Raw genomic sequence first — 21,550 nt, 5'->3', positions numbered from 1 at the left:
CCTAGACTGGCGTCATGTACTCAGTCACCAACCCGGCCACGGGCGAGCTGATCGAACAGATCCCCAACTCGACCGACGAAGAGGTCGCGGCGGCGATCGAGAAAGTCCACCGCGGTTACACGTCGTGGCGCCGCCGCACCGTCGAGGAACGCGCGAACATCGTGCTGCGCGCGGCGGAGCTGTTCGCCGAACGAGCCGACGAGCTGGCCGCGACCATGACGCTGGAGATGGGCAAGCGGATCAACGAGGGCCGCGGCGAGATCGGCATCGTCGTGGACATCTTCACCTACTACGGCACCAACGGCCCAGCGCTGCTGGCCGAGGAGCCGCTGAAGGTCAAAGGCGGCGACGCGGTGATCCGCAAGGAGCCGATCGGCGCGCTGCTCGGCGTGATGCCGTGGAACTTCCCGTGCTACCAGGTCGCCCGGTTCGTGGCGCCGAACCTCGTGCTCGGCAACACCATCGTGCTCAAGCACGCGTCGATCTGCCCGCGGTCGGCCATGGCGATCGAGCAGGTCCTGCGGGACGCGGGTGTGCCGGACGACGCGTACGTCAACATCTTCGCGTCCAGCAGGCAGGTACCGGGCATCCTGGCCGACCCGCGCATCCAGGGCGTGTCGCTGACCGGCAGCGAGGCGGCCGGGGTGTCGGTCGCCGCGGAGGCGGGCCGCAACCTCAAGCGCTGCGTGCTGGAACTCGGCGGGTCGGACCCGCTGATCGTGCTGGACACCGACGACATGGACGAGACGGTCAAGGCCACGTCCACCGCGCGGATGCGCAACTGCGGGCAGTCCTGCAACGCGCCGAAACGGATGATCGTGCTGTCGGACATCTACGACGAGTTCGTCGACAAGTTCACCAAGCGCGTCGGCGACTACTTCCAGGCGGGCGACCCGGCCGACCCGAAGACGACGCTGCCGCCGCTGGCGTCGATCTCGGCGGCCGACGAGGTGGCCGGGCAGGTCGACAAGGCCGTCGAACAGGGCGCGACACTGCGCACCGGCGGCAAGCGGGTCGGCCCCGGCGCCTACCTGGAGGCGACCGTGCTGACCGACGTCACGCCCGAGATGGACGCGTACTACGAGGAGATCTTCGGCCCGGTCGCGTTGATCTTCAAGGCGGACACCGAGGACGAGGCGATCGCGATCGCCAACGACTCGCCGTTCGGCCTCGGCGCCGCCGTGTTCGGCACCGACCCCGAGCGCAACCGCGCGGTGGCCGACCGGATCGAGTCCGGCATGGTCTACCTCAACAGGTCCGGCGGGTCACAGGCCGACCTGCCCTTCGGCGGGATCAAGCGGTCCGGCATGGGCAGGGAACTCGGTGCGCTGGGCATCGAGGAGTTCATGAACAAGAAGTCGATCCGGCTCTGATTCCAGTTGGGGGCACCTACGTGCCGGTAAGTGCCCCCAACTGGTTGTCCTGTTACAGGGTGAGCGTCCAGGTGTCGATCGTGCCGACGTCCTGGCGTGCCACGTCCCGCACCTGGAGCTTCCAGGTGCCGTTGCGGACCTCGCCGGACACGTTGACCGTGTACGTCTGGTCGACGTTGTCCGCGCTGTCCGAAGTGCTGGAGTTCTTCAGCCGGTACGCCGAGCCGTCCGGAGCGACCAGGTCGATTTGCACGTCACCGCGGTAGGTGTGCTTGATGTGCACCTCGGCGGTACTGGTCGCCGACGCGTTGCCGGTGCACCCGGCGAACGTCACCGAGCTCGTCACCGTGGTCAGGTCGGGGATGGCCACGTCGGTGCCGTTGGTCTGCGGGGTGCAGGTCGGGGTCGAGCCGACCGTCCACTGGAAGTTCGTCGATCCCGAGCCGCCCGCGGTCGCGGTGGCGGTCGCCGTCACGGTGTACGTGCCCGCGGTGGTCGCCGTGCCGGTGATCAGGCCGGTGGACGACCCGATCGACAGGCCAGGAGGCAGTCCGTTCGCGGACCACGTGTACGGCGCGGTGCCACCGGAAGCCGACAGTTGCAGGTTCGCCGACCCGCCGACCGCGGTGTTCTGCGGACCCGGGTTGGTCACGGACACACCGGGGACGCCGCCGTTGACGCGCAGCAGCTTGTTCGGCGTGTTGGCGCCCGGGTTGGTGACCTTGTTCGGCGTGGCCGCGGCGGTGATCGCGGTGTGCACCTCGGCCGGGGTCTTGCTCGGGTTGTCCGCCAGGTACAGCGCGACCGCACCGGCCACGTGCGGCGAGGCCATCGAGGTGCCGCTCATCGTCGCCGACCCGGAGTTGTTGCTGTAGGACGCGGAGATGATGTCCTGGCCGGGCGCGAAGATGTCGCTGCAGGTGCCGTAGCTGGAGAACGACGCGCGGGCGTCGGTCCGCGCGGTCGCGGCGACGTTGATCGTCTCACGGACGCGTTGCGGCGAGTACTGGCACGAGTCGTCGTTGAAGTTGCCCGCGGCCACGGCGTACGAGATGCCCTTGCCGATCGACGCGCGCACGGCGTCGTCGAGCACGCGGCTCGGCTCGTTCTTCACGCCGGTGTAGAGGCTCATGTTCGCCACGGCGGGCAGGACGGCGTTCGCGGTCACCCAGTCGACGCCCGCGGCCTCGGTGGAGATCGACCCGCCGCCCTGGCAGTTGAGCACGCGGACGGCCTTCAGCTTGACCTTCTTGGCCAGGCCGAAGGTGTTACCGCCGATGGTGCCCGCGACGTGCGTGCCGTGGCCCTGGCAGTCCTTGCCCTGCTGGCCGTCGTTGAACGCGTCGAAGCCGAACGTCGCCCGGCCGCCGAAGTCGTTGTGGTTGTAGTTGATGCCGGTGTCGATGACGTACGCGGTGACGTTCGACGCCTCGGTGGAGTAGCTGTACTTCTGGTTCAGCGGGAGGTCCGCCTGGTCGACCCGGTCCAGGCCCCACGACGGCGGGTTGTTCTGGTCGGTCAGCAGACCGACCGTGCGGTCCTGCTCCACATAGGACACTGCCGGGTCGGCGGCGAGCCTGCGCGCCTGCGTCGCGGACATCGTGACCGAGAAACCCCTGAGCGCGGCCTGGTACACGAATCCGACCTTGCCGCCGTAGCGCGCGACCAGCCCGTCGGCAGCGCCACGGACAGCAGCGGTGTCCTTCAACACCACGACATAGCTGTCCTGGATCTTGTTGGGTGCGTTCTCGGCGATGATCTGCTGCGCCGCGGCGGCGTTCGTCGGTAAGACGGCGGCCAACACGGCGACGGCGGCGATCCCCGTGCCGAGAATTCTTCCTGGCATGGCTCTGAGACGCATGAAAGCTCCTTGCGCGCAGGGGCGCCGGAACTGCCAGCCCTCGATGGCGTTGTCCCGGCGGTGGAGTGAGCTCGTGCCGGAGCATCATCCGATCCGCAAGACCACGCCGACAACGTACTTTCGTACTGTGTTCGACGGTTTTGAGCCGAATGGCCGATTCGCCGGTTCATTGCCGGGGCATCAATCCCAGATGCCGGGGTCCACCTAGGACGCCGATGCGAATGCCCCGGGCCGGTGGGAAACCGGCCCGGGGCATCCGGGGGACTTTCGGACTATCCGGTCACGCCAGGTCGTACCGGTCCAGGTCCATCACCTTGGTCCACGCGGCGACGAAGTCGCGCACGAACTTCTCCTTGGCGTCGGCGCTGGCGTACACCTCGGCGACGGCACGCAGTTCGGAGTTCGAACCGAAGATCAGGTCGACCCGGGTGCCGGTCCACTTGACCTCGCCGGTGGTGCGGTCGCGGCCCTCGAACGTCTCCGCGTCCTCGGACGTCGGCTGCCACGCCGTGCCCATGTCCAGCAGGTTGACGAAGAAGTCGTTGGTCAGCGCGCCCGGCGTGTCGGTGAAAACGCCGTGTTTGGACTGCTGGTGGTTCGCACCCAGCACACGCAGACCACCCACGAGGACAGTCGTCTCCGGCGCGGTCAGGGTCAGCAGGTTCGCCCGGTCGATCAGCGAGTACTCCGACGGCAGCCGGTTGCCCTTGCCGCGGTAGTTGCGGAAGCCGTCCGTGGCGGGCTCCAGTGGCGCGAACGACTCGGCGTCCGTCTGCTCCTGCGAGGCGTCGGTGCGGCCGGGCGTGACCGGCACGGTGATCTCGTGCCCGGCGACCTTGGCGGCCTGCTCGACGGCGGCGGCACCACCGATCACGATCAGGTCGGCCAGCGAGACCTTCTTGCCGCCGGACTGGGCGCCGTTGAAGGACTCCTTGACGCCCTCGAGCGTGGTCAGCACCCGCGCGAGGTCGTCGGGCTGGTTGACCTCCCAGCCGCGCTGCGGTTCGAGGCGGATGCGGGCACCGTTGGCGCCACCGCGCTTGTCACTGCCGCGGAAGGTCGACGCCGACGCCCACGCGGTGGACACCAGCTCCGACACCGTCAGGCCCGACTCGAGAACCTTGGCCTTCAGGTCCGCCACGTCCTGCTCGGTGACCAGCTCGTGGTCGACGGCGGGCACGCGGTCCTGCCAGATCAGCTCCTCCTGCGGCACGAGCGGGCCGAGGTAGCGCTGGATCGGGCCCATGTCGCGGTGGGTCAGCTTGAACCAGGCGCGGGCGAACGCGTCCGCGAACTCGTCCGGGTTCTCGTAGAACCGGCGGGAGATCTGCTCGTACACCGGGTCGAAGCGCAGCGCCAGGTCGGTGGTGAGCATGGACGGCGTCTGGTTCAGCTTGCCCGTGTCCGGGTGCGGAATCGTGTTGCGCGCCTTGCCGTTCTTCGGCGTCCACTGGTTGGCACCGGCCGGGCTCTTGGTCAGCTCCCACTCGTACTCGAAGAGGTTGTGGAAGAACCAGTTGCTCCACTGGGTCGGGGTCGGCGTCCAGATGACCTCGAGACCGCTGGTGATCGCGTCGGCGCCCTTGCCGGAGCCGAAGCTGTTGCGCCAGCCGAGGCCCTGCTCCTCGATCGGGGCGCCCTCGGGCTCGGCGCCGACGTACTTGTCGGGGTCGGCCGCGCCGTGGGTCTTGCCGAAGCTGTGCCCGCCCGCGATGAGCGCGACGGTCTCCTCGTCGTTCATGGCCATCCGGCCGAACGTCTCGCGGATGTCACGCGCCGAGGCCAGCGGGTCCGGGTTGCCGTTCGGGCCCTCCGGGTTGACGTAGATCAGACCCATCTGGACGGCCGCGAGCGGGCCTTCCAGCTGCCGGTCACCGGTGTAGCGCTCGTCGCCGAGCCAGGTGCGCTCCGGGCCCCAGTAGACGTCCTCGTCCGGCTCCCACACGTCGGCGCGGCCACCGGCGAAGCCGAAGGTGGTGAAGCCCATGGTCTCCAGCGCGCGGTTGCCCGCGAAGATCATCAGGTCGGCCCACGAGATCTTGCTGCCGTACTTCTGCTTGACCGGCCACAGCAGGCGACGCGCCTTGTCCAGGTTCCCGTTGTCCGGCCAGCTGTTGAGCGGCGCGAACCGCTGCATGCCCGCACCGGCGCCGCCGCGGCCGTCCTCGACGCGGTACGTGCCCGCGCTGTGCCAAGCCATCCGGATCATGAAGGGGCCGTAGTGGCCGAAGTCGGCGGGCCACCACTCCTGCGAGGTGGTCAGCACCTGGTCGACGTCCCGCGCCAGCGCGTCGAGGTCGAGGGTGCTGAACGCGGCCTTGTAGTCGAAGTCGGCGTCCATCGGGTTGGACGGGGCGCTGTGCTTGCGCAGGATCGCGAGGTTGAGCCGGTTCGGCCACCAGTCACGGTTGCTGCCGCCCTCGGTGGGGTGGCTGAAACGCCCGGTGCTCACCGGGCACCCGCCCGCCTCCGGGACGTTCATCTCGCCGACTTTGGCGTCTGGGCTGTCAGACACGGGAATCCTTCCGGGTGTTCAGGAACTGGACGAGTTCGAGCAGTCGGGGCACAGGCCCCGGTAGACGACCTCGGCCTCGTCGATGACGAAACCGCGGGCGTCGGAGGCGGTCAGGCAGGGTGCGTGACCCACGGCGCAGTCGACGTCGGCGATGGCTCCGCACGAGCGGCAGACGACGTGATGGTGGTTGTCCCCTACCCGGGCCTCGTAACGTGCGACAGAGCCCGGTGGCTCGATGCGCCGGAGCAGACCCGCGGTAGTCAACGCGCGCAGCACATCGTAAACAGCCTGGTGGGACACACCGCCGAGCTCGTCACGCACGACACCTATGATCGAATCGGTGTCGGCGTGCGGGTGGTTGTGCACCGCGGACAGCACGGCTATCCGAGGGCGTGTCACACGCAACGCGGCGTCGCGCAACAGTCGCTCGAAGTCCGAAGTCGGGGGCACGTCCCAGAGTGTGCCCTGTTTTCTGGAATCATTCAAGATAAGGCCCGGGCGTTCCTGCGTGTCGCGCCAGTTGGGCCCCGCCGACGAGCCGATCGGCGATACGTTGTCGCCCGACACGAAGACAGCCGCGACCAGGGCAGGGCAGGGTTGCCTGGTGAGCAGACGACAGCGACGACAGCACCGCGTCGAGGACTTGACCGCACTCGCTGTGCCGGGGCAGCCGGCCCTGTCGCCGGACGGGGACCGATGCCTCTACGTCCTGCGCACCACGGACACCGAGGCCGACCGCGACGACCACTCGATCTGGCTCGTCGGCGCCCGGTCAGGGCCACGGCAGCTCACCCGGGGCCGCGCGGACACGGCGCCGATCGTGATCGACCGGCTGGACTACCAGGCCGACGGCGCCGGACTGCTGCGCACAGTCCGTCTGCACCTGCACATGCTGGACGTGACCACGGCCGACACACGCCAGGTGACCAGCGGGAACTGGCACGCGGGCACCCCGTCCTGGTCGCCGGACTCGACCCGGCTCGCGTTCAGCGCCGCGACCACGCCGGACGCGGACCTGACGCTCGTCACCCCCGTGCACGTCCGGGAGATCGGCGCTGAACCCGAGGTCGTCGGCCTGGCGAACGGATACGCGGGACCGGCCGTGTGGACGGCCGACGGCACGGCGCTGCTGGTCGTGGGCGCGCCCGGAATCCAGATCGGGCACATGGGGCTGTGGCGGATCCCGCTGGACGCCCGCCCGAGCGTGAACCTCGCGGAATCGTTGGACCGCAACGTGATGCCGGGCGGCCCGGGGTATCCGGGCGCGCTGCCCCAGCTTTCAGACGACGGCGAGACGGTGTACTTCTGCGTCCGTGCTCGACCTGGACGCGCCGATCACCGACGTGCTGCCGGAACCGAAGCTGGCCGACCCAGTCGCGAACAGCGGTGACACCATGCGACACCTGCTCACGCACACCAGCGGCATCGACGGCGACGTGTTCACCGACACCGGCCGCGGCGACGACTGCCTGGCGAAGTACGCCGAGGTACTGGCGGGCGAGGCGCAGAACCACCCGCTCGGCGCCACCTGGTCGTACTGCAACTCCGACAACCAGTTCCTGATCATGGAACCGGCCAAGGGCACGTGGTTGCCGGTGACGTTCTACGACCTCCCCACAGGCGAGCGGTACGTGCACCACGACGTCCGTGCCACACCGAAAGCGAGCTGACATGGACATGGTGTCCGACATCGAGGAACTGGTGACCTGCGAGTCGCCGTCGACCGACCTGGCCGCCGTCGCCGCCAGCGCGGACGTGGTCGCGCGAGTGGGCACGCGGCGGCTGGGCGTCGAGCCGGAGCGGATCGTGCTGGACGGGCGGACGCACCTGCGTTGGCGTTTCGGCGACGGCCCGGCTCGTGTGCTCGTGCTGGGTCACCACGACACGGTCTGGCCGTTGGGTACGTTGGCCACGCACCCGTTCGCCGTGACCGACGACGTGATGCGTGGACCGGGGTGTTTCGACATGAAAGCCGGTGTGGTGATGGCGTTCCACGCCATTGCCCGCCTCGCGGACCGGTCGGGGGTGACGGTGCTGATCACCGGCGACGAGGAGATCGGCTCGCCGAGCTCACGGGCGTTGATCGAGGCCGAGGCGCAAGGATGTGTCGCGGCGCTCGTGCTGGAGGCGTCCGCCGACGGCGGTGCGTTGAAGACCGCGCGCAAGGGTGGTTCGTGGTACACCGTGCGGGCGCACGGTCTGGCGGCGCACGCGGGGTTGGAGCCGGAGCGCGGTGTCAACGTGACCGTGGAGTTGGCGCACCAGATCCTGGCGATGACCGAGTTGGGCGACGACGCTTTGGGCACGACCGTCACGCCCACGCTGCTGTCGGCCGGGACGACGACCAACACTGTTCCGGCGGTGGGCGAGGTCATGGTGGACGCGCGGGCGCGGACTGTCGCCGAGCAGAAACGGGTCGACGCGGCGATGCGAGCGCTCGAGCCCGTGCTGGACGGCGCGAAACTGGAGATCCTCGGCGGGCCCAACCGCCCGCCGCTGGAGACCTCGGCGTCAGCTGACCTGTTCGCGCGTGCGTCCACAGTGGCCGCGAAACTCGGCTTGCCGCCGTTGACCAGCACGGCTGTCGGCGGCGCTTCGGACGGGAATTTCACCGCCGGGATGGGAATCCCGACCCTCGACGGGCTCGGCGCGGTCGGCGGCGGGGCCCACGCGGCTGACGAGCACGTGCTCGTGCCGGAACTGCCCGGCAGGACAGACCTCCTCGTCGCCCTGATCGCCGATCTGCTGGCGGGGACGGCGAAGTGACCGATCGGTTCGACAGCGAGGCCGCCGCACGGGCAGCACACGTGGTTGTCCGCGAACTCACCGACCTCGCCGACCTGGACGGCGTGTACCACCTGTTCGACGAGATCTGGCGGCCCGAGCCGTCGAACCCGCCGGTGACGACGGAACTGTTGCGCGCGATGGCCAAGGCGGGCAACTACGTCGCGGGGGCGTTCGACGGGACCAAAATGGTCGGGGCGTGCGTCGGTTTCCTCGGGATGACTGAGAAAGTCGTGCTGCACAGCCACGTCGCCGGTGTGTCGGGAGCCGTGGCGAGGCGCGGTGTCGGGTTCGCGTTGAAGCTGCACCAACGCTCATGGGCGTTGCACCGCGGGCTGACCGAGATCCACTGGACGTTCGACCCGCTGGTCAGCCGGAACGCGTACTTCAACATCGCCAAGCTGGGCGCGGCACCGGCCCAGTACCTGCCGAACTTCTACGGCGGCATGCGCGACGGGATCAACGGCAGCGACGAGAGCGACCGGTTGCTCGCGTGCTGGGATCTCCACTCCCCCATCACGACGGCCGACCACCCGGCCGATGCCGTGATCGCGCTGGACCGCTCGGACGACGACAGCCCGGTCATGGGCACGATGGACGGAACGCACCTGCTGGTGGCCGTACCGCGTGACATCGAGGCGTTGCGCATGAGCGATCCGGCCACCGCGGGCCGATGGCGGTTCGCCGTCCGTGACGTGCTGGGCACGTTGCTGGCGGAAGGAGCCCGGGTCACCGGGTTCGACCGCTCCGGGCGGTACCGGGTGACCAGAAAGGACGCCGCATGAAACTGGCGGGCGTCGAGCTCAGGCTGATCGGGATGCCCGACCAGGCCGAACTGGATCGGGTCACGTCCCAGGTGGACTGGCTGGCCGCCTGGCACAACACTGGACGCGATGACACAGCACGCCGACCTCAGCCGGGTTCTCGACGACCTGGGCACCACCCTGCTCGAACTGGTGCACGGCACCCCGGACCGGCCAGGGGGCATCAGCGGCGTCGTGATCCACGACCCGCTCGAAGCACCTGTGCCGACCGAGCACGCCATCGTGCTGGGCGTGGGCCTCGGTGACCCGGCGCAGGTAGTGGCGTTGCTCCGGTCGCTGGGTCGATCCCGTGCCTCGGCGCTGGTGCTGCGCGCGCCCGTGCACCGGACTCCGGAGCTCGCCGCGGCCGCCGAGCAGTCCGGTGTGGCCGTGCTGGCGTTGGCCAGGGGCGCGTCGTGGGCGCAACTGGCCGCGTTGCTGCGGTCGCTGCTTTCCGAAGGGGACGTCGGCGGCACGGAGACGCTCGGCGGACTGCCGTCCGGTGACTTGTTCGCCGTCGCCAACGCGGTCGCCGCGCTGATCGACGCCCCGCTCACCATCGAGGACCGCAGCTCCCGTGTCCTGGCGTTCTCCGGCCGCCAGGACGAGGCCGACCAGTCCCGGGTGGAGACGATCCTCGGGCGCCAGGTGCCCGAGAGGTACTCCCGGATGCTGACCGACACCGGTGTGTTCCGCGCGCTGTACACCAGCGACGATCCGGTGTACATCGCGCCGAGCGACGACGACCCGTCGGATTTCGTCGTCCCGCGCGTGGCGGTGCGCGTCCGCGCGGGTGACGAGTTCCTCGGGTCGATCTGGGCCGCGGTGCCCGGCCCGCTCAGCGCGGAACGGGCGCAGGCACTGCGCGACGGCGCGAAACTCGTTGCTTTGCACCTCCTGCGAATCCGTGCGGGCGCCGACGTGGAACGGCGGCTGCGCCGCGACTTGCTCGCCACCGCGGTGGAAGGCGGTGCCGGGGCCCACGAGGCGATGACCAGGCTCGGCCTCGCCGATCTGCCGGTGGCCGTGCTCGCCATGACAACTATCCAATCAGGACAGGCGATGGACGCCGGGCAGCTCAACGACCGCCAGCGGCTGACCGACGGCCTCGCCATGCACCTGAGCGCCGTGCACCCGCGTTGTGCGGTCGCACTGATCGGCGATGTCGCCTATGGACTGCTGCCCGTGACGGGCGCCAACGACGAACACGCGATCCGTGTGGCCACGGACTTCCTCGACCGTGTCGGGCACAGAATTCCTGTGTACATTGGAATCGGACCTATCGCCACGGACGTGACCGGACTGGCGCAGGCTCGCGCCAGCGCTGATCGCGCGGTCCAGGTACTGCGTACCGGCACAGCGACAGGCCGTAGAGTGGCTCGCCTCGCAGACGTGTATGTCGAGGCCCTTGTCATGGAACTACGTGATTTCGTCACCGCCCGGGGCGGACAGGTGACCGGACCAGTCGCGCACCTCGTGGCGTACGACGACAAACACAAAACGAACCTCGTGGAAACGTTGCGCGCCTGGCTCGACGCGTTCGGCGACGTCATCGCCGCCGCGGCCGCGGTTCACGTGCATCCCAACACGTTCCGCTACCGCCTGCGCAGGCTCACCGAGATCAGCGGGATCGACCTGGCCGATCCGGACGCCCGGTTCGCCGCCATGCTCCAGCTACGCGTCTTCCCGGTCCGGTGAGTCACCAGGTGAACGCGGTCGCGAACTTGAACAGCTGGTCCGCGTCGAACGGCGGGACGGCGAGCGGCTTCGGCGTGGTCCGCTCCCCCACGTTGGTGACCACCTGGATGTAGGTCCCGTCCGGTCGTTGCGCGCTCATGATGCTGCTCGGCGTCATGGCCGACGGACGGGCGTTGGGCCTGGCAGCGGCCTGCGTACCGTCCGAGAGGGTCCGGCGCACGCAGTTCGACTCGCTGACCACGCACGGACCGAAGACCTGGCCGTAGTAGTGCTCGAGGGCGGTACCTGGCGGGTTCTTGAGCACCCAGATCTGGATGGTCGCCGTGCCGTCGGCGTTCGTGAGCATCCCCTGTGCGGTGTAGTCGACCTCCCCCTTGGGCCCTGGGCTGCCGATGAACCTGAGCACGTCCCCTACCGGGTGCACGGGGTTGTCCCCCACGGTGAACCCGGCCGGGATCAGGTCGGCTTTCGCCGCTGCCAGCTGGCTGTCGAACTTGTGCGCTCGCGCGTCGGTGATCGGCTGGTACGGCGGCCCCTGCTCCTGCTTCGCCGTCGTCCCAGTCGACGTGGGGCGAGCGGCGGCCGGGTCCATCGGCAGGCTGTCGCTGACCTGGACGGTGGTGTAGAGCGCACCAGCCAGCAGGACGGCCGTCGCCCCGCTCACCCCCAGCACCGCACGCCGGTTGCGCTGCTGCGCCTTGGCCTTGCCGATGACCGACGACACGTCGATCTGCCGTGGTTCGGCCTCGTCGGCCAGCTGTTGCAGGCCGTTGGTCAGTCGCTGGTTGTCCATCACAGGTGCAACTCCTCGAGTGTGTCGGTGTCGAGCTGAGCCATGGCCTCGCGCAGGGCCGCCAGTCCACGAGCTGTCTGGCTTTTCACGGTTCCTTCGGAGCACCGCAGGATCCGCGCCGTCTCCGACACCGAGTACTGCGCCCAGTACCGGAGGACGACCGCCGCGCGCTGACGCGGCGCGACCCGCGCCAACGCAGCGCGGAGCACGTCGTTGCGGTGGGCCTGACCCACCCGCATCGCCGGGTCGGCGTCCGCCGACGGCCGATCCGGCACGACACCGTCCCGTGACTCGGAGCGGCGCCAGGCGCGGCGCCACTCGTTCAACCAGCACCTCAACAGGATCTTGCGGGCGTACGCGTCGACGGAGTCGGTGTCCCGCACCCGCGGCCAGACCCGGTACAGCCTGATCAAGCAGGTCTGCACCAGGTCGTTGGCGAAATGCCGGTCCCCGCACAACAAGTACGCCAACCCGGTCAGTGGCCCGTTCGACCGGGCCACGAACGCTTCGAAGCGACCATCGTCGTCGCTTCTGCTCGGCAGGCTCATACCCCTCATACACATCGATTCACGCGATGGTTGCACGCTCGCGCGCGGCGTTTTCCAGCACGGCGGGCAAGGGCTCGGTGTGCAGCAGCCCCAGACGCTGGGTCGCCCTGGTCAACGCCACGTACAGGTCCGCGGCACCGTGCGGCCGGGCGGCGAGGATCCGCTGCGGCTCGACCAGGACCACCGTGTCGAACTCCAGCCCTTTCGCCTGTCCGGGCGTCAGGATCGCGCGGCCGACATCCAGACCGTCGGGGCCGATCACCGCTACCGAGCCGCCGTCCGGCACCCGCGTCGCCTCGTCGATCGCGGCAGCGAGGCCCGCGGGGTCGACCAGCCGCGTCCACGGCTCGATCCCGTTGCGCCTGACCGGGACCGGCGGCCGCAGGATCGGGTTCACCTCGGCGAGGACGGCCGACGCGAGCCGCATGATCTCGGCAGGAGTGCGGTAGCAGATGGTCAGCTCCCGGTAGGTCCAGCGCCCGGGGACGTACCGGTCGATCATCGTCGCCCAGGACACGGCGCCTGCCGGTGACCGCCGCTGGGCGAGGTCGCCGACGATCGTCATGGACCGGCTGGGACAGCGGCGCATGATGATCCGCCAGTCCATTTCGGAGAGCTCCTGCGCCTCGTCGACCACGACGTGACCGTAGGTCCATTCGCGGTCGGCGGCGGCCCGTTCGGCGAGTTCGCGGTGGTCCCGTTCGTCGTGCCGCTCGGCCAGGCTCTCAGGGTCAAGCAGGTCTTCGGCGCGCAGCACGAACTCCTCGTCCTGCTCCTCGCGGTCGAGCTCCAACATCCGCATGACACGCCGGGCGTATTCGACGCCGTCCCGTTCTCGCCGCCGCACCGGGTAGGCGCCGAGGAACTCGGCGGCCTCGTCCAGCAGCGGGACGTCGGACACTGTCCACGCGTCCCCGACCGGCCGGTACAGCGCGGCCCGGTCGTCTTCGTCGTGGACGGCACAGGCCAGCCTCGTGCGTGAGCTGAACAGGTCGGCCAGCAGACGCTCCGGTGTCAGCAACGGCCACAGCTCGTCGACCGCCGCGCGCAGGCCCGCGTTGCCGGCCAGCTCGAAGCGGACGTCGGCGGTGAGGTCCTCGATGAGCCCGTCGACTTCGCCGGGCCGCAGCCAGTCGCCGCCGATCCGCTCGACGACCCGCCGCGTGAGCACGTCGATCACGGCTTCCCTGAACACACCCTGCGCCTGGTTGTGCGGCAGGCCGGTCGCCCGTGCCCGGTCCCGCGCGACGGTCGCCGTGTCCTGGTCGAGCCAGACCGAGCCGTCGTCGAGTTCGATCTCGTACGGCGTCTCCAGCGCGGCCTGCCGGTCGGCGACCGCAGCGGCCAGCACGTCGACCATGGCGAGGCTCCCCTTGACCCGCTTGGTGTCCGGCGGGTCCGCCGCGGTGACCGAAAGGCCCGGCATCAGCTCGCCGAGCGCGGTGAACACGACGTCGGTCTCCCCCAGCGACGGCAGGACGTCCCCGATGTACCGCAGAAAGCCCCGGTTGGGCCCCACGACGAGGACGCTCCAGCGTGAAAGGCGTTTGCGTTGCGTGTAGAGCAGATACGCGACCCGGTGCAGCGCCACGGCGGTCTTCCCCGTGCCAGGGCCGCCTTCGATCACCACGACGCCGCCCGGGTCGAGCCGGATGGCCTCGTCCTGTTCGGCCTGGATCGTCGCGACGATGTCGCTCATGGTGTCGCCGCGCGGGGCGTTCAACGCCGCGACGAGAGCGGAGTCGTGGCCTTCCATTCCGAACAGGTCGTCGTGGAACTCGACGAGATCACGGCCGCGCGTGTGGAAATGCCGCCGACGGGCCACACCTTCCGGGTTGACCGCGGTCGCGCAATAGAACGGCCTGGCCACGGGAGCACGCCAGTCCACGAGCAGCGGCGTGTAGTCGTTCTGCTCGTCGAACAGGCCGACTCGGCCGATGTACGCGCGCCGCCCGTCAGTGGCGTCGATCCGCCCGAAACAAAGGCCCCGGTCGGCCACACGCAGCCTGCTCGCGCGCACGGTGAGCGCACCGACCGCGACTTCCCGCTGGTAGCGCTCGGTCGAGGTGTCCATGAGGGCGGTGTGGAGTTCACTCGCGGCCATTTTCCGCTCGGCGTCTAGACGCTCGTAGAGAAATGCGATATGCTTTTTCTCGGAGGTCAGTTCCAGGTCACGATCGTTGTTTGACACGAACGCCTCGCATCCGATAGACTCACATCAGTAGCCACGGCGGGTCGCGTTTTCTTGCGGCACGCCGAATTTTTATTATTGCGCGCGTGTCAAGTGCCGTGCGGGCCACGCTCCCGGCAGTTCTCATTCACGGCAGGCGGCAGCGCGGGCACTCGGCCGTGCCGAGTGGAACCGCACCGCCTCGGTCAGTCGGCTGGGATCAGCCTGCCCCGCGTTGCTCCGCCAGTTCCTTGATGCCGGTCACGGTCGCGACCATGTTGGTTCGCAGGTTTTCCATCCGCGCCGCCACGATCTGACGTTCGTGGTCCGGGTTCTCGTCGATGACGTGGTTGAGCAGCGAGGGGCCGGGCCCGATCCGCACCCATTGCCGCAGGTGGGTTCCCGCGTCCGTAGGGGCGACCTCGAAGCGCCAGGTGGCGGCCGGGTTGTCGACGTCCTCGACGACGAACGTGATGCGTTCCCGCGGCACGTATTCGGTGATGGTGCAGACGGTCTGCCAGGTACCGACCTGCGGATGCTCGTTCGTGCCCTGGAAGCGGGCACCGACACGGGGTTGCGTGTCGGGGTCCAGCCAGCGCGCCGCTCGTAGCTCGGCGCTGAACCGGGTCGGCAAAGCGATGTCGCAGACCAGCGGCCATACGTCGGTCACGTCGGCGGCCACGAGCACCTCCGCCGCGACCGATGGGCCGTCGGCGTAACGCGGCAGAGTCTCATCCATCCGGCTCTCCTTCTCGTCGGTCGGCTGTCGGATCGGATGGTATTGGCGCGGACCGGTTCCAGGGCGTCGTCGCGGTCATTTCAGACCGGCGACGAAGGTGTCGATCAACCTCAACTGGAGCCGCGGGGTGCTCGGGTGCTCCGGCAGCAGACCCAGTATCTGCAACCCCAGCGCCATGGCCAGGAGTTGTTCCGCGATCAGCTCGTCGGCGACGGTCGTGCGCACATCGCCGTCCGCCCGGCCTTCTCTGATCAACACGACCAGTTTGTCGCGCCAGCGCTGCAGTTGCGCGTCGTTCGTGCGGGCCAGTTGGTCGTCGGTCACCGTGCGGCTCCAGAACGGCAGCACGATCCGGGCCTCCAGCACGGTGATCTCTTCGGACGGCACGAGTTCGACGAGGAAAGCCCGCAGTGCCGCCACTCCGCGCTTGCCCACCGTGGCGGCCCTGGTGCGTTCGTCGGTCTGTTCGGACACGTAGACGTACGCGGCCTCGATCAGCGCTTCCTTGTTGGGGAAGTACCGCGCCAGCGCGCCGTTGGCGTACCCGGCCCGCCGCGCGATCTCCCGCATCGTCGCGGCCTCCGCTCCCCCGGTGGCGATCAGCCGCCAGGTGACCTCGAGGATCTCGCGGCGCCGCTGCGCGTGGTTCACCAGCCTCGGCACAGTGAGTCACTTCCCGTTTGCGTATACGTCGGTAGACTATCCCGCACGTCCCGGGAAGCAGGCTAAGACATGACCCCTGAGGAATTCCGCGCAGCCGCGCACGAACTGGTCGACTGGATCGCCGACTACCGCGCCACGTTGGCGCAGCGGCCGGTCCAGGCCCAGGTGAGGCCGGGCGAGGTGGCCGGCAAGCTGCCGTCCGCGCCGCCGCGGGCGCCCGAGTCGTTCGACGCGGTCCTCAAGGACCTCGACGACATCGTCGTCCCCGGGCTCACGCTCAACCAGCACCCGAGGTACTTCGGCTGGTTCCCGTCCAACGCCTCGCTGAGTTCCGTTCTCGGCGACCTCGCGACGTCCGGCATCGGCGCGCTGGGCATCACCTGGCAGTCCGCGCCTGCGCTGACCGAGGTGGAGGAAGTCGTCGTCGAGTGGCTGCGGGAGTTGACCGGTCTGCCCGCGTCGTGGAAGGGCACGATCCAGGACACCGCCTCGACCGGTTCGCTCGTCGCCATGCTGGCGGCGCGGGAACGGGCGACCGGGTTCTCCGAGACGAGACGCGGCCTGCAGGCCGAGGCCGCACCGCTGACGGTGTACACGACCGAGCAGGCGCATTCGTCGGTCACCAAGGCGGTCGCGCTCGCCGGTTTCGGCAGCGGCAACCTCCGCATGGTCGAGACGGACCCGTACACGCGGGCCATGCGCCCGAAGGCGCTGGCTGACGCGATCGCCAAGGACATCGCCGCGGGTCACCGGCCCGCCGCGATCGTGGCCAGCGTCGGCACGACGGGCACGACCGCCGTCGACCCCCTCACCGAGATCGTCCCGATCGCCAGGGAACACGACATCTGGGTGCACGTCGATGCGGCGATGGCCGGATCGGCGCTGCTGCTGCCGGAGATGCGCTGGATGATCGACGGCCTCGCGGGCGCCGACTCGCTGGCGTGGAACCCGCACAAGTGGATGGGCACGGTCCTGGACTGCGCCTTGCTCTACGTCGCCGACCCCGAGCACCTCATCCGGGTGATGTCCACGAACCCGTCGTACCTTCGTTCCACTGTGGACGGATCGGTCACCCAGTACAAGGACTGGGGTATCGCGCTCGGTCGCCGGTTCCGGGCGTTGAAGCCGTGGTTCCAGCTGCGCCTCGACGGCGTCGCGGAGATCCAAACCCGGCTGCGCAGGGACCTGGCCAACGCGCGGTGGCTGGCCGAACAGGTGGAAGCCACGCCCGGCTGGCGGGTGCTCGCCCCGGTGCCCCTGCAGACCGTCTGCCTGCGGCACGAGCCGGAGGGAATGGACGCCGACGCCCTCGACGAGCACACCCTCGCCTGGGCCGATGCCGTCAACGCGTCCGGCGCGGCTTTCGTGACGCCGTCGAAGCTCGACGGGCGCTGGATGGTCCGTGTCTCCATCGGCGCACTGCCCACCGAACACAGCGATGTCGCCTTCGTCTGGGACGTCCTACGCCGGACCGCCGAGGACCGCTGACACCACGCTTGTCACCCCGCCGCCAGATCATATACGATCTGGGCTCACCATCAGCGTCAAGGCGGGAGCAAGAGTCATGGACGGCCAGCACTCGACGGCACCCCCGCCCCATGACCGGCCCAGCGGCCTGCCCAGCCGTCCCGGCAAGATCATCGCGGTGCACATCAGCTATGCGTCCCGGGCAACGCAGCGCGGCCGAACCCCTGATCAGCCGTCCTATTTCTTCAAACCGGCGAGCTCACTCGCCGGATCGGGCGGTGTGGTCGAACGGCCGCACGGCACCGAGCTGCTCGCCTTCGAGGGTGAGGTCGCGGTGGTGATCGGCACCCCGGCGCGCTGGGTGACGCCGGAGCGGGCCTGGGACCACGTCGCCGCGATCACCGCCGCCAACGACCTGGGCATATACGATCTGCGTGCGGTGGACCGCGGGTCGAACGTCCGGTCCAAAGGCGGCGACGGCTACACCCCGATCGGCCCGGAACTGATCGACGCGCGCGGCGTCGACCCCGCCGCGATCCGCGTGCGGACCTGGGTCAACGGCGAGCTCAGGCAGGACGACTGCACCGCCGGGATGATCTTCCCGCTGCCCCGGCTGATCGCCGACCTGTCCCAGCACCTCACCCTGGAGACCGGCGACATCGTCCTGACCGGTACACCCGCGGGTTCGACCGTGATCGTCCCCGGCGACGTGGTGGAAGTCGAAGTCGGTGTGCCGGGTGCGAGCAGCGGACGGCTCGTCACCACCGTCACCCAGGGCACCACACCGTTCTCGGACTTCGGCGCCCAGCCGCGGGTCGACGACACCCAGCGCGCCGAAGCCTGGGGATCGCGGGCGGCCGCGGGTCTGCCCGAACCGTTCACCCTCACCGACGAACTGCGCGAGCAGCTCCACCAGGCGCCGGTCGCGACCTTGTCCGCCCAACTGCGCAAGCGCGGCCTGGACAACGTCGTGGTCGAAGGTGTGCGGCCCAACCTCCCCGGCGCCAAGATCGTCGGCACCGCGAAGACTCTCCGGTTCATGCCGAACCGCGAGGACCTGGCCAAGAGCCACGGCGGCGGCTACAACGCCCAGAAGCGGACGTTCGACACCGTCGGCGCCGGTGAGGTCATCGTCATCGAGGCCCGCGGCGAGACCGGATCTGCCACCCTCGGAGACATCCTGGCGACACGGGCCGTGTCCCGTGGCGCCGCGGGCGTGGTCACGGACGGCGGCGTGCGCGACTACGACGCGGTCGCCGCGACCGGACTGCCGGTGTTCTCGCTGGGCGCGCACCCCGCTGTGCTCGGCCGCAGGCACGTGCCGTGGGACGTCGATGTCGCTGTCGCGTGCGGCGGGACGACCGTGCTGCCCGGTGACGTCATCGTCGGTGACTCCGACGGCGTCATCGTGATTCCCCCGCACCTCGCGGCCGAGGTCGCCGACGCCGCGCTGGCGCAGGAGAAAGAGGACCAGTGGGTGGCCGAGCAGGTCGCGCGGGGCAACGCGATCCAAGGACTGTTCCCACCGAACGCGGAATGGCGTGCGAAGTACGAGGAGACCCGATGACGGTCGAGATCCCCGCCCGGATCCAGCACTACATCGACGGGAAGTTCGTCGACTCGGTCGACGGTGACACGTTCGACGTGCTGAACCCGGTCACCAACGAGACCTATGTCCAAGCCGCCGCGGGCAAACAGGCGGACATCGACCGGGCGGTGGCCGCGGCACGACGCGCGTTCACCGACGGGCCGTGGCCGACGCTGCTGCCTCGCGAGCGTTCCCGTGTGCTGCACCGGATCGCCGACATCGTCGAGTCGCGCAACGCCAAGCTGGCGGAGTTGGAGAGCTTCGACTCCGGTCTGCCGATCTCGCAGGCGCTCGGCCAGGCCAAGCGCGCAGCGGAGAACTTCCGGTTCTTCGCGGATCTCGTTGTGGCGCAGGCGGACGACGCGTACAAGGTGCCCGGCCACCAGGTCAACTACGTCAACCGCAAGCCGATCGGCGTCGCCGGGCTGATCACGCCGTGGAACACGCCCTTCATGCTGGAGTCCTGGAAGCTCGGCCCCGCGCTGGCCACGGGCAACACGGTGGTGCTCAAGCCCGCCGAGTTCACCCCGCTGTCGGCGTCGCTGTGGGCGGGCATCTTCGAGGAGGCCGGGCTGCCGCACGGCGTGTTCAACCTGGTCAACGGCCTCGGCGAGGAGGCAGGCGACGCGCTGGTGAAACACCCGGACGTGCCGCTGATCTCGTTCACCGGCGAGAGCCGGACCGGTGAGATCATCTTCGCGAACGCGGCGCCGCACCTCAAAGGCCTGTCGATGGAACTCGGTGGCAAGTCCCCCGCGGTCGTCTTCGCCGACGCGGACCTGGACGCGGCGATCGACGCGACCATCTTCGGCGTGTTCTCCCTCAACGGCGAACGGTGCACGGCGGGCAGCCGCATCCTCGTTCAGCGCCCGGTGTACGACGAGTTCGTCGAACGCTACGCCGCGCAGGCGAAACGAGTCGTCGTCGGCGACCCGCAGGACCCCGCGACCGAGGTCGGCGCGCTGGTGCACCCCGAGCACCACGCCAAGGTGATGAGCTACATCGAGATCGGCAAGACCGAGGCCCGCCTGGTGGCAGGTGGCGGGCGGCCGGACAACCTGCCGGACGGCAACTACGTCGCGCCGACGGTGTTCGCCGACGTCAGGCCGGACGCCCGGATCTTCCAGGAGGAGATCTTCGGCCCGGTGGTCGCGATCACCCCGTTCGACACCGAGGAAGAGGCGTTGGCGCTGGCCAACAACACCAAGTACGGCCTGGCGGCCTACGTCTGGACCAACGACCTCAAGCGTGCGCACACGTTCGCGCAGTCGATCGAGGCAGGCATGGTCTGGCTCAACTCCAACAACGTCCGGGACCTGCGCACGCCGTTCGGCGGCGTGAAGGCGTCCGGGCTCGGCCACGAGGGCGGCTACCGGTCGATCGACTTCTACACCGACCAGCAGGCCGTGCACATCACCCTCGGCGCGCCGCGCAACCCCACGTTCGGCAAAGGAGCCTGACCATGAGCACACCACCGCCGCCGGACATCCTGCGTTGCGCCTACATGGAGCTCGTGGTCACCGACCTCGCGCGCTCACGCCACTTCTACGTGGACGTGCTGGGCCTGGTCGTGACCGAGGAGGACGAGACCACGGTCCACCTGCGCGGCCTTGAGGAGTTCATCCACCACAACCTCGTCCTGCGCCTCGGGCCGGTCGCCGCGGTCGCCGCGTTCTCCTACCGGGTGCGTGCCCCGGAGGACCTGGACAAGGCGGCGGAGTTCTTCACCGCGCTCGGCTGCCGCGTGGAGCGCCGCAAGGAGGGCTTCACCAAGGGAGTCGGCGACTCGGTGCGCGTGGAGGACCCGCTCGGGTTCCCGTACGAGTTCTTCCACGACGTCGAGCACGTCGAACGGCTGGCGTGGCGCTACGACCTGCACACGCCGGGCGCGATCGTCCGGCTCGACCACTTCAACCAGGTCACGCCGGACGTGCCGCGCGCGGTGAAGTACCTGGAGTCGTTGGCCTTCCGCGTCACAGAGGACATCAGGGACGACGAGGGCACGACCTACGCGGCCTGGCTGCGCCGAAAGTCCACTGTGCACGACACCGCGATGACCGGCGGCGACGGCCCCCGTATGCACCACGTCGCCTTCGCCACGCACGAGAAGCACAACATCCTGTCCATTTGCGACAAGCTCGGCGCGTTGCGCATGTCCGACTGCATCGAGCGCGGCCCCGGACGGCACGGCGTGTCCAACGCGTTCTACCTGTACCTTCGTGATCCCGACGGGCACCGCATCGAGATCTACACGCAGGATTACTACACCGGCGACCCCGACAACCCGGTCGTGACCTGGGACGTGCACGACAACCAGCGCCGCGACTGGTGGGGAACGCCTGTCGTGCCGTCGTGGTACACCGACGCGTCGGTCGTGCTCGACCTGGACGGCAACCCGCAGCCGGTTGTCGCGCGCACCGATTCCAGCGAAATGGAAGTGACCATCGGCGCCGACGGTTTCTCGTACACCCGCAAGGGCGACGAGGACTCGATGCCGGAGTGGAAACAAGGCGAGTTCAAACTCGGCAACCAGCTGTAAGGCGATCAC

The 21,550-nt window shown here is 69.2% G+C and carries 18 protein-coding genes; 10 read left to right on the top strand and 8 right to left on the bottom strand.

Features of this window, described 5'->3' with window-relative positions:
- Positions 1-14 precede the first annotated feature (14 nt).
- Positions 15-1,373 carry an NAD-dependent succinate-semialdehyde dehydrogenase gene (locus tag ALI144C_RS18215; RefSeq protein WP_076988302.1) on the top strand — a complete coding sequence of 453 codons (1,359 nt, stop codon included), beginning with the start codon at positions 15-17 and terminating at the stop codon, positions 1,371-1,373.
- Positions 1,374-1,425: 52 nt separating this feature from the next.
- On the opposite strand, the gene ALI144C_RS18210 is transcribed toward ALI144C_RS18215, so the two are convergent.
- From ALI144C_RS18210 to ALI144C_RS18200, 3 genes are all read right to left on the bottom strand, one after another.
- Positions 1,426-3,234 (bottom strand): S8 family peptidase, encoded by a 1,809-nt coding sequence (locus ALI144C_RS18210; protein ID WP_076988301.1) that lies wholly within the window; start codon positions 3,232-3,234, stop codon positions 1,426-1,428.
- A 280-nt stretch (positions 3,235-3,514) separates the two neighbouring features.
- Positions 3,515-5,749, bottom strand: coding sequence for a catalase/peroxidase HPI (katG, locus tag ALI144C_RS18205; RefSeq protein ID WP_076988300.1), 2,235 nt, complete (start codon positions 5,747-5,749; stop codon positions 3,515-3,517).
- A gap of 18 nt (positions 5,750-5,767) precedes the next feature.
- A complete protein-coding gene (locus tag ALI144C_RS18200; RefSeq protein WP_076988299.1) occupies positions 5,768-6,199 on the bottom strand; it encodes a Fur family transcriptional regulator in 432 nt (143 codons plus the stop codon).
- Positions 6,200-6,353: 154 nt separating this feature from the next.
- Here ALI144C_RS18200 and ALI144C_RS18195 point away from each other — a divergent pair, with 154 nt between their 5' ends.
- From ALI144C_RS18195 to ALI144C_RS18175, 5 genes are all read left to right on the top strand, one after another.
- Positions 6,354-7,139 (top strand): TolB family protein, encoded by a 786-nt coding sequence (locus ALI144C_RS18195; protein ID WP_083753170.1) that lies wholly within the window; start codon positions 6,354-6,356, stop codon positions 7,137-7,139.
- Positions 7,063-7,419, top strand: coding sequence for a serine hydrolase (locus ALI144C_RS18190; protein ID WP_076988297.1), 357 nt, complete (start codon positions 7,063-7,065; stop codon positions 7,417-7,419). Before ALI144C_RS18195 ends, ALI144C_RS18190 begins: the two co-directional genes overlap by 77 nt.
- Positions 7,420-7,426: 7 nt before the next feature.
- On the top strand, positions 7,427-8,515 hold the full coding sequence (locus ALI144C_RS18185) for a M20/M25/M40 family metallo-hydrolase (protein WP_202818992.1): 1,089 nt from the start codon (positions 7,427-7,429) through the stop codon (positions 8,513-8,515).
- Positions 8,512-9,318 carry a GNAT family N-acetyltransferase gene (locus ALI144C_RS18180; RefSeq protein WP_076988295.1) on the top strand — a complete coding sequence of 269 codons (807 nt, stop codon included), beginning with the start codon at positions 8,512-8,514 and terminating at the stop codon, positions 9,316-9,318. Before ALI144C_RS18185 ends, ALI144C_RS18180 begins: the two co-directional genes overlap by 4 nt.
- 108 nt (positions 9,319-9,426) lie before the next feature.
- Positions 9,427-11,034, top strand: a complete 1,608-nt coding sequence (locus ALI144C_RS18175; protein WP_076988294.1) for a PucR family transcriptional regulator — start codon at positions 9,427-9,429, stop codon at positions 11,032-11,034.
- A 1-nt stretch (position 11,035) separates the two neighbouring features.
- Here ALI144C_RS18175 and ALI144C_RS18170 read toward each other — a convergent pair whose 3' ends face one another.
- From ALI144C_RS18170 to ALI144C_RS18150, 5 genes are all read right to left on the bottom strand, one after another.
- Complete coding sequence (locus tag ALI144C_RS18170; RefSeq protein ID WP_076988293.1) at positions 11,036-11,827, bottom strand: hypothetical protein; 792 nt, start codon at positions 11,825-11,827, stop codon at positions 11,036-11,038.
- Positions 11,827-12,375 carry a SigE family RNA polymerase sigma factor gene (locus ALI144C_RS18165; RefSeq protein WP_083753139.1) on the bottom strand — a complete coding sequence of 183 codons (549 nt, stop codon included), beginning with the start codon at positions 12,373-12,375 and terminating at the stop codon, positions 11,827-11,829. The genes ALI144C_RS18170 and ALI144C_RS18165 overlap by 1 nt, the downstream gene beginning before the upstream one ends.
- Before the next feature lie 19 nt (positions 12,376-12,394).
- On the bottom strand, positions 12,395-14,449 hold the full coding sequence (locus tag ALI144C_RS18160) for a UvrD-helicase domain-containing protein (RefSeq protein ID WP_237774200.1): 2,055 nt from the start codon (positions 14,447-14,449) through the stop codon (positions 12,395-12,397).
- 316 nt (positions 14,450-14,765) lie between these two features.
- Positions 14,766-15,284, bottom strand: a complete 519-nt coding sequence (locus ALI144C_RS18155) for an SRPBCC family protein (protein ID WP_076988291.1) — start codon at positions 15,282-15,284, stop codon at positions 14,766-14,768.
- Between the two features lie 75 nt (positions 15,285-15,359).
- Positions 15,360-15,947, bottom strand: a complete 588-nt coding sequence (locus ALI144C_RS18150) for a TetR/AcrR family transcriptional regulator (RefSeq protein ID WP_076988290.1) — start codon at positions 15,945-15,947, stop codon at positions 15,360-15,362.
- A gap of 69 nt (positions 15,948-16,016) precedes the next feature.
- Between ALI144C_RS18150 and ALI144C_RS18145 the strand changes: the two genes are divergently transcribed.
- The 4 genes from ALI144C_RS18145 (at position 16,017) to hpaD (ending at position 21,541) form a co-directional block, all read left to right on the top strand.
- Entirely contained in the window at positions 16,017-17,435 is a 1,419-nt protein-coding gene (locus ALI144C_RS18145; protein WP_076988289.1) for a pyridoxal phosphate-dependent decarboxylase family protein, read from the top strand.
- A gap of 76 nt (positions 17,436-17,511) precedes the next feature.
- Positions 17,512-18,981 carry a fumarylacetoacetate hydrolase family protein gene (locus ALI144C_RS18140; RefSeq protein WP_076988288.1) on the top strand — a complete coding sequence of 490 codons (1,470 nt, stop codon included), beginning with the start codon at positions 17,512-17,514 and terminating at the stop codon, positions 18,979-18,981.
- Positions 18,978-20,462 carry a 5-carboxymethyl-2-hydroxymuconate semialdehyde dehydrogenase gene (hpaE, locus tag ALI144C_RS18135; RefSeq protein ID WP_193441197.1) on the top strand — a complete coding sequence of 495 codons (1,485 nt, stop codon included), beginning with the start codon at positions 18,978-18,980 and terminating at the stop codon, positions 20,460-20,462. Before ALI144C_RS18140 ends, hpaE begins: the two co-directional genes overlap by 4 nt.
- A gap of 2 nt (positions 20,463-20,464) precedes the next feature.
- A complete protein-coding gene (gene hpaD / locus ALI144C_RS18130) occupies positions 20,465-21,541 on the top strand; it encodes a 3,4-dihydroxyphenylacetate 2,3-dioxygenase (protein ID WP_076988286.1) in 1,077 nt (358 codons plus the stop codon).
- Positions 21,542-21,550: the final 9 nt, after the last annotated feature.

The organism is Actinosynnema sp. ALI-1.44 (assembly GCF_001984155.1).
Classification (GTDB): domain Bacteria; phylum Actinomycetota; class Actinomycetes; order Mycobacteriales; family Pseudonocardiaceae; genus Kibdelosporangium.
The sequence above is the reverse complement of the archived record's forward strand: the minus strand, read 5'-3'. Positions and strand labels throughout refer to the sequence as shown.